The organism is Brevundimonas halotolerans (genome assembly GCF_003730275.1).
GTDB lineage: Bacteria > Pseudomonadota > Alphaproteobacteria > Caulobacterales > Caulobacteraceae > Brevundimonas > Brevundimonas halotolerans.
Window position 1 is genome coordinate 71,326 of sequence record NZ_QTTA01000004.1, and the last position, 12,719, is coordinate 84,044.

General features: G+C 68.3%; 13 protein-coding genes. 9 read left to right on the forward strand and 4 right to left on the reverse strand.

What is annotated here, in order from left to right; translation table 11 throughout:
- Positions 1-84: 84 nt before the first annotated feature.
- The gene (locus EG854_RS01720) at positions 85-870 is read right to left on the reverse strand and encodes a class I SAM-dependent methyltransferase (protein ID WP_123286010.1); all 786 of its coding nucleotides are present in this window, start codon (positions 868-870) and stop codon (positions 85-87) included.
- 285 nt (positions 871-1,155) lie between these two features.
- On the opposite strand from EG854_RS01720, the gene EG854_RS01725 reads away from it, so the two are divergent.
- Positions 1,156-1,638, forward strand: coding sequence for an Hsp20 family protein (locus EG854_RS01725; RefSeq protein ID WP_123286011.1), 483 nt, complete (start codon positions 1,156-1,158; stop codon positions 1,636-1,638).
- A 76-nt stretch (positions 1,639-1,714) separates the two neighbouring features.
- Here EG854_RS01725 and EG854_RS01730 read toward each other — a convergent pair whose 3' ends face one another.
- The 3 genes from EG854_RS01730 to EG854_RS01740 form a co-directional block, all read right to left on the reverse strand.
- Positions 1,715-2,077: a Smr/MutS family protein gene (locus EG854_RS01730; protein ID WP_241153085.1), complete on the reverse strand. Its 363-nt coding sequence runs from the start codon at positions 2,075-2,077 to the stop codon at positions 1,715-1,717.
- Positions 2,078-2,231: 154 nt separating this feature from the next.
- Positions 2,232-2,480: a helix-turn-helix domain-containing protein gene (locus EG854_RS01735; RefSeq protein WP_123286013.1), complete on the reverse strand. Its 249-nt coding sequence runs from the start codon at positions 2,478-2,480 to the stop codon at positions 2,232-2,234.
- A gap of 23 nt (positions 2,481-2,503) precedes the next feature.
- The gene (locus EG854_RS01740; protein ID WP_123286014.1) at positions 2,504-3,100 is read right to left on the reverse strand and encodes a DUF2975 domain-containing protein; all 597 of its coding nucleotides are present in this window, start codon (positions 3,098-3,100) and stop codon (positions 2,504-2,506) included.
- Positions 3,101-3,566: 466 nt separating this feature from the next.
- Here EG854_RS01740 and rdgB point away from each other — a divergent pair, with 466 nt between their 5' ends.
- The 8 genes from rdgB (at position 3,567) to EG854_RS01780 (ending at position 12,597) form a co-directional block, all read left to right on the forward strand.
- On the forward strand, positions 3,567-4,169 hold the full coding sequence (gene rdgB / locus EG854_RS01745) for an RdgB/HAM1 family non-canonical purine NTP pyrophosphatase (protein WP_123286015.1): 603 nt from the start codon (positions 3,567-3,569) through the stop codon (positions 4,167-4,169).
- Positions 4,162-5,313, forward strand: coding sequence for a radical SAM family heme chaperone HemW (gene hemW, locus EG854_RS01750; RefSeq protein WP_123286016.1), 1,152 nt, complete (start codon positions 4,162-4,164; stop codon positions 5,311-5,313). Before rdgB ends, hemW begins: the two co-directional genes overlap by 8 nt.
- Before the next feature lie 42 nt (positions 5,314-5,355).
- Positions 5,356-6,237: a 16S rRNA (cytidine(1402)-2'-O)-methyltransferase gene (rsmI, locus tag EG854_RS01755; RefSeq protein ID WP_123286017.1), complete on the forward strand. Its 882-nt coding sequence runs from the start codon at positions 5,356-5,358 to the stop codon at positions 6,235-6,237.
- Positions 6,234-6,665 carry a YraN family protein gene (locus EG854_RS01760; protein WP_123286018.1) on the forward strand — a complete coding sequence of 144 codons (432 nt, stop codon included), beginning with the start codon at positions 6,234-6,236 and terminating at the stop codon, positions 6,663-6,665. Before rsmI ends, EG854_RS01760 begins: the two co-directional genes overlap by 4 nt.
- 15 nt (positions 6,666-6,680) lie before the next feature.
- Positions 6,681-7,628: a glutathione synthase gene (gene gshB, locus EG854_RS01765; RefSeq protein WP_123286019.1), complete on the forward strand. Its 948-nt coding sequence runs from the start codon at positions 6,681-6,683 to the stop codon at positions 7,626-7,628.
- A gap of 68 nt (positions 7,629-7,696) precedes the next feature.
- Entirely contained in the window at positions 7,697-9,277 is a 1,581-nt protein-coding gene (locus EG854_RS01770; RefSeq protein ID WP_123286020.1) for a YifB family Mg chelatase-like AAA ATPase, read from the forward strand.
- Positions 9,278-9,312: 35 nt separating this feature from the next.
- Complete coding sequence (locus tag EG854_RS01775) at positions 9,313-10,824, forward strand: response regulator (RefSeq protein ID WP_123286021.1); 1,512 nt, start codon at positions 9,313-9,315, stop codon at positions 10,822-10,824.
- Positions 10,825-10,860: 36 nt separating this feature from the next.
- The gene (locus EG854_RS01780; RefSeq protein ID WP_123286022.1) at positions 10,861-12,597 is read left to right on the forward strand and encodes an AmpG family muropeptide MFS transporter; all 1,737 of its coding nucleotides are present in this window, start codon (positions 10,861-10,863) and stop codon (positions 12,595-12,597) included.
- Positions 12,598-12,719: the final 122 nt, after the last annotated feature.

Sequence of the window (12,719 nt, forward strand, 5' to 3'; positions counted from 1 at the left end):
GTCACGGGTGGGCGACGCCGGGCAGGCCGACGGCCTGACCGGCTTAGCCAGCTTCGCAGGCAGGGTCAAAGCCGCCGTGTGCAATCATTCCGGCTTGCGAAAGCGCAGGGTCATCCGGTCGCTTTCGCCGATGGCGTCATAGGCGGCCCGCTCGGCCTCGGTCAGGACGCGACCGTCGCCTTCGCTGCGCCGCACGGGCGGCAGGGTCCAGACGCCGAACGGGTGGCTGTGGTCATCGGCCGGATTGGCATTGAGATCGCTGGACGCGTCCAGTTCAAACCCGGCCGCCAAGGCGGCGGCGATGACGTAGGACTCGGGCACATAGCCGGTCGGGGCGCTCTGGTCGACGTCGCTGCCCGGAGGGGCCCGGTGCTGTTCCACGGCCAGAATGCCGCCCGGCTTCAGGCCGGCGAAGAACATGGCCATGAACTCGTCCGTGCGCCCGGCGCGGTGCCAGTTGTGAAAGGCGCGCGCCACCAGGATGAAATCGGCCGAGCCGTCGGACACGCCCAGGCCGTCCTGGATGCGGTTGACCGGCACATAGGTCCCGCCGGTGGCCTCGGCATAGGGCTGCAGGATCTGCGTCCACCAGCCGTTGGCGCCGGGCTGGATCTCGACCACGGTCTGGCCGGGCTGCAGGCCCCAAAAGGTCAGGCTCTCGTATGGGCGGCGATAGACGTCGCGGGCCCGGTCGGCTTCGGAGCGGCTGCCCGAGGCGATGGCCGCCTTCAGCACCTCGTCTTCCTGGGTCATCGGCTGGATCAGTGCCGGGTCCTGGGCAGCGCGGGACGTCTGGGCGACAGCCGACGATGCGAGCGCCAGACCGGCGACGGTGGCCATCAGGACAAGCGGGCGAAGGGCGTGGGTCATGGGACGGATCCGGTCATGCTGAAAGGTGACCCTCAGCCTTAAGCGGCTGCGCCCGGAGGGCAAGCCGGATAGCTTTTCCGGGGGAGACAAATCGTCGCGCCAAAAATGCAGTCGGCGGCGTGGGCCCTCTTGACGTCGCCCTGTGTCACCCCAAATCCCTGACCGGGAGCGCCGATGTCGGGCTCCCGGGACGAGCGGCGCCGCAGAGCGGGTCGTGTCGCCCATAACCCCGCCGTCCGGGCAAATCGCCGGGCGGTTCAACCTTGCTGATCCCAGGAGGATGATATGCGTACCTATGACCTGACCCCCCTCTACCGTTCCGCCGTCGGCTTTGACCGTCTGGCCGGCATGCTGGAAAGCGCCGCGCGCACCAGCGAAGCGGGGTGGCCCCCCTATAATATCGAGACGACGGGCGAGAACGCCTACCGGATCGAACTGGCCGTGGCGGGCTTTGCCCCGGAAGAGCTGACGATGGAGGTCAAGGAAAACCTCCTGACCGTCACGGGCAAGAAGGCGACTACCGGCGAGGACCGGACCTATCTGCATCGCGGCCTGGCCGAGCGTGACTTTGAGCGCCGCTTCCAGCTGGCCGACTATGTGGTGGTGACCGAGGCCCGGCTGGTGAACGGCCTGCTGACCGTCGATCTGAAGCGCGAGCTGCCCGAGGCGCTGAAGCCCCGCCGGATCGAGATCGTCACCGGTTCCCCGACGATTGAGGGCAAGGCCGAACCGAAGGCCCAGCCGAAGATCGAGAAGAAGGCCGCATAACCCCGGCGGTCTTCCTGTAGAATCCCCAATCGACCTGCGGCCCGGAGGCTTTCGCTTCCGGGCCGCTTTTCTTGCGTCAGCTACGTTTGAGCGTGATGTACCAGGCCCCCTCGCCGCCGTGACGCCGGTGCGCCGGGGCGTAGGCGGCCACGACGCCGCGCAGGGCATGGCTGCGCAGCCATTCGGGCAGGGAGGCGCGAATGACGCCCTCGCCGCCGCCGGCCCGGCGGCCGTGTCCGGTGATGACCAGCACCACGCGCAGGCCGCGCTGGTGCGCGCGCAACAAAAAGCCGGTCAGTACGTCCTCGGCCTGGAAGCGGCCATGGCCGTGCAGGTCCAGACGCGCCTCGATCGGCTCTCGCTCGCGCGACACGCGGCGGTGGCGGCGAGGGTCCAGATCGGACGGTGCCGACTGGGGCCGGGGCGCGGGCGATGGCAAGGGGGCTGGAGCCCCTCCGGAGGCTGGCCGGGGCCGATTCGTGGGGGCGGTCTGGACGGCTATGGGCGGGGGGACCGGCATGCGGCGCGGGGCCAGCGGCGTGACGGTTGAGGCCACGCGCTGCCACAGTCGTTCGCCATCTTCAGTTGGGCGATCAGATTTGCGGGTCATCGACCGGTTCGTCCCCCACCCCGGCCGGGCCCGGATCGCGGGACAGCAGATCGCCGGGCTGGCAGCCCAGTTCGCGGCACAGGGCGTCCAGCGTCGAGAACCGGACGGCGCGCGCCTTTCCGGTCTTGAGGATGGACAGATTGGCCACGGTCACACCGACGCGGTCGCTGAGCTCCGTCAGGGACATGCGCCGCTCCTGCAGCAGTCGATCAAGTTGGACGCGGATGGCCATGGGGAAACTCTAGTCGATGCGGATCAGATCGTCAGTTCGGATTCGCGCCTCAGCCGGGCGCCTTCACGGAAGACCTCTGCGAGGACGAACACGACGAGCACGGAAAAGGCCGGGGTCACCAGATTGAACAGGCTGGGCGGGTCCATCACGCCCCGCACGAGGCGCGACACCAGCAGCTGGCCCAGCCAGACGCCGCCGGTGACGATGGCGAGGATATAGCCGACCTGCTTCAGGCGGCTGACATTGTCGGGATGGAAGGGGTCGCCCAGCGTCAGGGTACGAAAGATGCGCCGCAGATGGCGCAGGATCAGGGCGAAACCGCCGAAATAGCCGACGAAGGCGCCGATCCCGAACAAGGCATGGGCGCGCGGCAGGGGAATACGGGTGCCGCCGGTGTCAGAGGTGACGGTCAGGCCGACCTGGTCCATCGGAATGATGGCGACCACGGCAAAGACCAGGCAGGTCAGTAATGTGAGGAAGATGAGTAGCCCATAGGTGATATCGAGGGCTGTCTTGAGCAGGCTGGACACGGAGCCGGGGCCGAGGGCCCGAAAACCGGGCAGGCCCTGTCCCAGCCGGGTGCCGAGGCGGGAGGCGAAGCGAAGCGAAGGTGGGCGCATCGGGGATCTCGCCGGCCGGATCGACAAGGGACGATCAGGGGCGATCGCCGCGCGGGTATCCGGCCGTTCAGGCCCGCGCGGATTTTACAATCGCGGTGTTTGTCTGCAGCGTCAAAGTCGGGGACTTCAAGGCGGGCCGGATCAGAAGGACTGGACCAGAATGGCGACCAGGGCGGTCGGCATGGCGGCCAGCAGGGCGACGTTCAGCACGACGTGACCGATACGGTCCATCAGCATGGTGACAGGCATGGTGTTCATTGTAGTTCTCCATCTTGCCCCTGAGAGGGCTGGTTTTGCGTGTTTTTGTTCAGATCAGCAATGTGGTTGCGCTATGAGCCTTTGACAAGAACGCTGCAACCCCGCGTCCTTGAAATAATAGATAGGCCTGCCGCGGCAAAAAATCACGTTACATATCGTTTAACGATGTTAAACTTTGGCAATCCTGCCCGTTTAAAAGTGTCACCTCATGAATCTCAAATTAATCAAGGGGATGCGGTTGCTGGTCGCGACCCACAATCCGGGCAAGGCGGTCGAGATCGCGGCCCTGCTGGATGGAAATTACGACGTCGTCACAATGAGTGATCAAAATCTGCCCGAACCGGACGAAACCGAGACGACCTTTTGCGGCAATGCGCTGCTGAAAGCCCGCCATGCGGCCGAGGCCTCGGGCCTTGTGGCGCTGGCGGATGACTCGGGTCTCTCAGTGCGGGCGCTGGACGGGGCACCGGGCATTTTTTCGGCGCGCTGGGCCGGTCCGGAGAAGGATTTCTCCCACGCCATGGCCAAGGTCGAGCAAAGGCTTGAGGAGATCGGCTCGGACGACCGGGCGGCCTGGTTCACCTCCGCCCTCGCGGTGGCCTGGCCGCAGGGGCCAGCCGTGGTGGTCGAGGGCCTGGTCGACGGGACCCTGACCTTCCCGCCGCGCGGCGACCGGGGCTTTGGCTATGATCCGATCTTCGTGCCCCAAGGCCACGACCAGACCTTCGGCGAGATGGAGCCCGCCTTCAAGGACGGGATCAGCCACCGTGCCCGGGCCTTTGACCTGCTGAAAGACGCCCTGATTGACTGACACGCCCGACGGTCCGGCCCTCTATGTCCACTGGCCGTATTGCGCGCGCATCTGTCCCTATTGCGATTTCAACGTGGTGCGGGCCCGGGGGCGCGAGGGCGAGATGGCGGGGCTGGTCGCCGCCCTGCTCGACGATCTGGAAGCACAGGCCGCCCTTGTCGGACCGCGTCGGCTGGTGTCGATCTTTTTCGGCGGCGGCACACCCTCGCTGATGGCCCCCGAGGCTGTGGCAGCGGTGGTGGACCGGGCCCGGGCCCTGTTTCCGGCGAGCAACGACCTCGAAGTGACGCTGGAGGCCAATCCCACCGATGCAGAGGCACAGCGGTTTGCGGGGCTGGCCGCAGCGGGCGTCACCCGGCTATCGCTGGGGGTGCAGTCACTGGACGATGCGGCGCTGAAATTCCTCGGCCGCAATCACTCGGGGGCCGAGGCCCGCCGGGCCGTGGCACTGGCCGCCCGCCATTTCGACCGCCTGTCCATCGACCTGATCTATGCCCGGCCCGGCCAGACCGTCAGCGACTGGACCGGCGAACTGGTCTGGGCGCTGGAGAGCGGGTTCGAGCATATTTCGCCCTACCAGCTGACCATAGAGTCCGGGACCGCCTTTGGCCGGGCGGTGGCGCGGGGCGTCTGGACCCCGCCCGACGACGATCTGGCGGCCGACCTCTATGAGGCGACACAGTCGGTGCTCGGGCAGGCCGGGTTCGAGGCCTATGAGGTGTCGAACCATGCGCGCGGCGTGTCGGCCCGGTCGGTCCACAATCTGCACGTCTGGCGGGGCGGCGACTATCTGGGCATCGGACCGGGGGCGCACGGACGGCTCACGCTGGACGGCGTGCGTACGGCAACCGTCGCCCACCGGGCGGTCGCGGACTATGTCGCCGGGGTCGGAGCGGGCATGCCATGGGCCGAGCAGAGCGCCCTGTCGCCGGTCGAGGCGGCCGAGGAAAAGGTGCTGCTGGGCCTGCGCACAGTCGAGGGTGTGCCGCTGGCCGTGCTGGCTGAGCTGCAGATGAGCCCAGACGGGGGTCGACTGGCCGACCTGATCGCGGACGATTTTCTGACCCTCTCGGACGGGCGGGTGGCGGCAACGGCGCGCGGCCGTCCGGTGCTGGACGGGGTGTTGAAGGCCCTGCTGACCTGATCTGTGCTTGAGGGGGGCGCCGGGTGCTGGCACGGTCTGTCGATGACTGACCCCGATCCCTCCCGCCTGTGGTCCGGAACCGCCCCGCCGCCGCGCCGGGTCGACCCCGGCCTTTATGTGGTGGCGACGCCGATCGGCAATCTGCGCGACATGACGCTCAGGGCACTCGATGTTCTGGCCGCCGCCGATCTGGTGCTGGCCGAGGATACACGGGTCAGCGCGCGCCTGCTGACGGCCTATGGGCTCAGGGTCAAGCTGGAGCGCTGCGACGATCATGCCGCCGTCCGGGCCATTCCCGGCGTGCTGGAGCGGCTGGCGGCCGGGCAGGTGGTGGCGCTGGTGTCGGACGCGGGTACGCCGCTGGTCAGCGATCCGGGCTATGCCGTGGTCAAGGCGGTGATCGAGGCGGGGCTGCCGGTGTTTCCCCTGCCGGGCCCATCCAGCCTTCTGGCGGCCCTGACCGGGGCGGGGTTGCCCAGCGACCGGGTGCTGTTTGCCGGGTTTTTGCCGGCCAAGTCAGGCGCGCGGCGGACGGCGCTGGAAGGTCTGAAGGCGCCCGGCCAGACGGTGGTGGTGTTCGAAAGCGGCCCGCGACTGGCGACGTCGCTCTCGGACATGGCCGAGGTGCTGGGCCCGCGCGAGGCGGTGGTCGCCCGCGAACTGACCAAGCTGCACGAGACCTGGGTGCGCGGCCCGCTGGACCAGCTGGCGGCCGATCCGCGTTGCCAGTCACCGAAGGGCGAGATGGTGGTGGTGATCGGCCCGGCCAAGGAGGTCGCGCCGGATGAGGCGACGCTGGATCAGGCCCTGACGGCGGAACTGGCTGACCGCTCGGTGTCGGAAGCCGCGGCCCGGGTAGCGGCCAGCCTCGGCCTGCCGAGAAAGCAGGTCTATCGCCGGGCGCTGGAGCTGTCGGGCCAGTGAAGAAGCCAGTGACCCCGACCGCGCCCGACCGTCGCGAAGGGCGCACGCGCAAGGGACGTCTGGCCCATCATGAGGGCCACGCGGCGGAATGGACGGCGGCGGTCTGGTTGATGCTCAAGGGCTATCAGATCCTCGGGTTCCGGCTGAAGACCCGCCATGGTGAGCTGGACATCCTGGCCCGGCGCGGATCTGTGCTGGCCGCGGTCGAGGTCAAGCGACGCGCGACGCGGGCGGCGGCCATCGAGGCGCTGGGCCCAGTCCAGCACGGACGGCTGGTGCGGGCGGCGGGCGCGGTTCGCAAGGCGCGGCCCGGCCTCAAAGGCCTGACACTCCGGCTGGACCTGATCGCACTGGCGCCCGGCCGCCTGCCGCGCCATATCCGGGGTCTGGCCGCCGAGACCGACCTCGACAGCCGCTATCGTCTCTGATCCGAAAGGTCCGCCATGCTCAAGGTCGCCATCCAGATGGACCCGATGGAAGCGGTCGATATCGCCTCCGACACCACCTTTCTGATGGCCCTGACCGGACAGGCGCGTGGCCATCGGCTGTGGGTCTACGATTTCCGCACCCTGGCGCTGGAGGATGGACGGCTGTTCTGCCGGGCCCGGCCGGTCACGGTGCGCGACAAGGCCGGCGACCACGCCGACTTCGGCGACTGGGTGAAGCTGGATCTGGGGTCAGACGTCAACGTCGTCCTGATGCGGCAGGACCCGCCGTTCGACATGGCCTATGTCACGTCCACCTATCTGCTGGAGATGATCCATCCGCACACCCTGGTGGTCAATGACCCGGCCGAGGTGCGCTCGGCGCCAGAAAAGCTGCTGGTCGCGCAGTTCCAGGGGCTGACCCCCCCGACCATGATCTCGGCCGATGCCGACATGCTGGCGGACTTTCACGCCCGCCACGGCGATGTGGTGTTGAAGCCGCTGCACGGGGCCGCCGGCTCGGGCGTGGTCAAGTTGAAGGCCGGCGACCCCAATCTGGCGGCCCTGGTCGAGATCCACGCCATGGGCTCGCGCGATCCGCTGGTCATCCAGAAATTCCTGCCCGCCGTCTCGGCCGGGGACAAGCGGATCCTGATCGTCGATGGCGAGGCGGTGGGAGCGATCAACCGCGTGCCTTTGAAGGATCAGGTGCGGTCGAACCTGCGCGTCGGCGGCACGGCTCAGCCTGTGGAACTGACCGCGCGCGATAAGGAAATCTGCGCCGCCATCGGCCCGACGCTGAAAGAACGCGGTCTGATCTTTGTCGGCATCGATGTGATCGGCGACTGGATGACCGAGATCAATGTCACCTCGCCGACCGGGGCCCAGCAGCTGAAACGCTTTACCGGCATCGATGCGACGGAGCGCATGTGGCAGGTGATTGAGGCGAAGCGCGCGGCGGGTTGAAACCCGCTCATTTGACAACCAGCGTTCGTTCGTGATTTGTTCCATTCTGCGGGAGCGGAGGGACGGCCATGGTGGCGCGGGTGGTGACGGTTGCGTTCGACGGGGTGGATGCCCGTCGCGTCGATGCCGAGGTGCAGATTCTGGGGGGCGAGGGCACACAGGCCAGCTTCACCTTGGTCGGCCTGCCCGACAAGGCGGTGGCCGAAAGCCGCGAGCGGGTGCGCGGTGCCTTTTCCGGGATCGGCCTAGCCCTGCCGTCGCGGCGCATCATCGCCAATCTGGCGCCCGCCGACCTGCCCAAGGAAGGCAGCCACTTCGACCTGCCGATCGCCCTGGCGCTTCTGGCCGCCATGGGGGTGATCGCGCCGGATACGCTGGAGGGCTGGGCCGCGCTGGGCGAGCTCAGCCTCGACGGGCGGATTGTGCCGGTCAGCGGGGCCCTGCCCGCGGCGGTGGCCGCCAACGGCATGGGGCTGGGCCTGATCTGTGCCGAAGCCAATGGTCCCGAAGCCGCCTGGGCCGGGCCCGAGGTGGCGGTGCTGGCACCCCGCTCGCTGATCGGCCTGATCAATCATTTCAAGGGCAGTCAGGTGTTGAGCGCGCCGCGCCCCGGGCCGCTGAAGTCGAGCGGACCGGTGCCCGACCTGAACGAGGTGCGCGGTCAGGAAGGCGCCAAGCGCGCGCTCGAGATCGCGGCTGCCGGCGGGCACAATCTGCTGTTCATCGGCCCGCCCGGCTCGGGCAAGTCGATGCTGGCCCAGCGTCTGCCGGGCCTGTTGCCGCCCCTGACGCCGAGGGAGCTGCTGGAAACCTCCATGGTCTGGTCGATGGCCGGGCTGATCGAGCGGGGCGGCCTGACCCGCGAACGGCCATTCCGGGCGCCGCATCACTCGGCCTCGATGGCGGCCCTGACCGGCGGCGGCCACCGGGCCAAGCCGGGCGAGGTGTCGCTGGCCCACAACGGCGTGCTGTTCCTCGATGAACTGCCGGAATATTCGCCACAGGCGCTGGATTCGCTGCGTCAGCCTCTGGAGACGGGCGAGGTGATCGTGGCGCGCGCCAATGCCCATGTGCGCTACCCGGCCCGGGTCCAGCTGGTGGCCGCCATGAATCCCTGCCGCTGCGGGCTGGGCGGGGCGGGCAAGGGGGCCTGCGGCAAGGCCCCGCGCTGCCAGAGGGATTATCAGAACCGCATTTCCGGTCCGCTGTTCGACCGCATCGACCTGACCGTCGAGGTGCCACCGGTGACCGCCGCCGACATGAGCCTGCCGGCTCCGGTCGAGGGCACGGCCGAGGCCGCTGCCCGGGTTAGGCGTGCGCGAGAGGTTCAGGCCGTGCGCCTGGCCGACCTTAGCCCCGAGGAGGGCGGCGCCACGATCAATGCCCATCTGGGCGGCGCCCTGCTGGACCGTCATGCGCGGCCCGATGCTGACGGTCGGGCGCTGCTGATGCGGGCGGGCGAGGCCGGGGGGCTGACCGCCCGGGGCTGGACCCGGACGCTGCGACTGGCGCGGACCATAGCCGATCTGGACGGGGCCGAGGGCATATTGCGCCGCCATGTGGCCGAGGCCCTGATCTATCGCCACAACCGCATGGACGCCGAGGCCCAGTTCAACCGGGCGACGATGGTGGCCCACAGCCCGGTTTGAGCGGGCGTTAAGAGGTCGGCGCTAGGCTTGCCGCCATGACGTCGCCCGCCGCCCCGCCCGATCCGCCTGAGACGGATCCCGCCGTCCGCTTTCTGCGGCTGATGAGCCATGAGATGCGCACGCCCCTGAACGGGGTCATCGGCATGCTGGGCCTGTTGTCCGACAGCGGCCTCGACCCGGCGCAGAAGGCCTATCTCGAGGCGGCCCGGACCTCGGCCGATCACCTGCTGGGTCTGGTCAATGATCTGCTGGACTATGCCCGGCTGGACGCCGGCAGTCTGGAGTTCGATCTGGCCCCGGTGCGTATTGATGATCTGGTGCGGGGCGTGGCCGAACTGCTCAGCCCGCGGGCCCACGACAAGGGTCTCGATATCGCCTGGAGCGTCGCTGCCGACGTGCCGATAGTGCGCGCCGACGAGGGGCGGTTGCGGCAGATCCTGTTCAACCTGGCCGGCAATGCGGTGAAATTCACACCGGACGGCGGGGTGGCGATCTCGGTCAGCAGCTCCGGGGACGCGGGTCTGGTCTTCGTCGTTGAGGACACCGGCCCCGGCGTGCCCGAGGCGGCGCGTGCTCGCATCTTCGAGGAATTCGGCCATGCCGACAGCACCGATGCCACCCGTCACGACGGGGCCGGGCTGGGGCTGGCGGTAGCGCGACGGCTGGCCGAGGCCATGGGCGGCAGCCTGTCGGTCGGCGACCGTCCCGGCGGCGGCGCCCGGTTTGTCTTCGAGGCGCGGTTCGGGGCTGTGGCGGACCAGAACCCCATCGCCAAGGCACCGCTTTCAGGACTGACCCTGTCGATCAGCGGCGCCCATCCATTCACCGCAACCACCGCAGGGGCCATGGCGCGCGACGCCGGGGCCGGTCTGGTATCCGAGACCTCCGCCGATCTGGTGCTGGTGGATGACGACGGTCGCGCCCCCGACACCGAACTGGCCAAACGCCCGGCCAGCCGCCACGCGGTGATCCTGCTCCGGCCCGGGCGTCGCGACCGCATTGCCGACTATCGCGCCGCAGGCTTCGACGGCTATCTGATCAAGCCGCTGCGCCCGGCCTCGCTGGTCGCACGGGCGCTGGCCCTCACGGGCTCGGCGACCCGCCCCGGCCCCGTGTCCGACGCGGCCGAGGATGACCGTCTGAGCCGCCCCGCCTTTCCGGGGGTGCGGGTGCTGTTGGTCGAGGACAATCCGGTCGGTGCCCTTCTGGCCACGACCCTGCTGAAGCGTCAGGGCTGTGTGGTCGAGACCGCTGCGGGCGGCGAGGAGGCGCTGGGCGCGCTGCAGCGGGCGCGGTTCGATCTGGTGCTGATGGATATGCGCATGCCCGGCATGGATGGCCTGACCGCGACCCGGGCCCTACGCGCGCGAGGGGATACCACCCCGGTGCTGGCCCTGACCGCCAATGCCTTTGCTGACGACCGCCGCGCCTGTCTGGAGGCCGGGATGGACGACCATCTGACCAAGCCTCTGGGCGTCGAGGCCCTCACCGCCGCCCTGACCCGCTGGACGAACCCGCCGGAGCGCGCCAAGGTCGCCTCCGCATAGGGACGGTTGTCGCCGTCCCGAAGAAGGACGCACCGCATGACCGAGACCGCTGCATCCCGCCCCGAACCCGATGCGCGCCGGTTTGGCGGCCTGGCGGTCTATGGCGAGCGGCGCACCTTCACCATGCTGCTGCTGGGCTTTGCCTCGGGCCTGCCCAATCTGCTGATCTTCGACACCCTGTCAGCCTGGCTGAGGGATGACGGCGTGTCGCTGGAGGTGATCGGCTTTTTCGCCCTTGCCACCCTGACCTATGCGCTGAAGTTCGTCTGGGCCCCGCTGCTGGATCGGACCAATGTGCCGATCCTGACGAAGTGGCTGGGCCACCGGCGGTCGTGGATGCTGCTGACGCAGGCCATGATCATCGTCGGGCTCTGGGCCATGTCGACGCTCACACCTCAGACACAACTGGCCGGGATCGCATTTTTCGCGGTGGCGGTTGGCTTCTTCGGTGCGACGCAGGACATCGCCATCGATGCGTGGCGGATTGAGGCTGCGGACGACACGCGTCAGGGGGCGATGGCAGCGGCCTATCAACTGGGCTGGCGCGTCGCGCAGATCGCTGCGGGCTTCATCCCCCTGGCGCTGGCCCAATACTACAACTGGAACCTGTCCTATGCCGTCATGGCGGGGCTGATGACCTTCGGGGTGCTGGGCGTCATGATGGCCCCCCGCGAGAAGAAGCACATTATCCGACCAATCCCGGTCGAGGACATCCCCTCGCGCCCGGTGTTCGAAAAGATCGAGTGGGTCGTGCGGCTCGGCCTGATCATCTTCGCCGCTTTCGTGATCGGCACCGGCCTGACGGACAAGCCGGACGCCCTGCTGTGGGGCGGCGGGCTTGTCCTCAGCGAGGGGGCCCGGGCCGCAATCACGGCCACGGTCGAGCAGGGCGGCCTGGTCGGGGTGCTGAATCAGCTGGGCTATGTGATCGGCGGCTTCGGACTGCTGGCCGTCGCCTGCTGGCCCATCCCGCGTTTCAAGACCCGCCCCGGGGCCTATCTGGCGGGCTCATTCGGCGCGCCGCTCATGGATTTCTTTGTCCGCTTCGGCAAGCTGGCCGGACCCATTCTGGCGCTGATCTGCCTCTACCGGCTCGCCGACTTCGTCCTGAACATCATGAACCCCTTCTACATCGATCTGGGGTTCAGCCTGATCGAGATCGGCGAGGTTCGGAAACTGTTCGGGGTGATCGCCCTGTCGGCAGGCGTGTTCGCCGGCGGCTGGGCCGTGGCCCGGTTCGGCCTGATCCGCACCATGGTCATCGGGGCCTTCATGAGCCCCGTTTCCAACCTCGTGTTTGCGTGGCTGGCAGCCCAAGGCCACGATCTGGGGGCCCTGTTCATTGCCATCGGGGTCGACAATGTCGCATCTGGTTTCGCTGGCACGGCGCTGATCGCCTATATGTCGAGCCTCACGTCGATCGGCTTTACGGCCACGCAGTATGCCCTGTTCAGCTCGCTTTACGCTCTGCCGGGCAAGATCATCGCATCACAGTCCGGCAAGATCGTCGAGGCGTCCGCACGGGCGGCCGACGCCGGAGGGCCGCTATCCGGACTGAAGGGGCTGTTCGCCAATGTTCCGCCGGGAACCCTCGTCGAGGGCGCGGTCAAGAGCGGGGTGACACCCGCAGGCTTGGGCGCAGGCTATGTCACCTTCTTCCTCTATTCGACAGTCATCGGCGTGTTTGCTGTCCTTCTGGCCTTCTATGTGGCCGCGCGTCAGCCCCGGGTTGAGGCCGACTACGCGGCTCGCGAGCAGGAACAGACACCCTAGCTGTCGAAGCTATGAAGGTTGTTCACCCGGGGGTGGGCTGAGAAGCTGGGGTTGCGAAGCACCAACCTCAACCGAAGAGTTCCCCGGATGAACGTACACAAGAATGCCCGTCTGACGCCGTC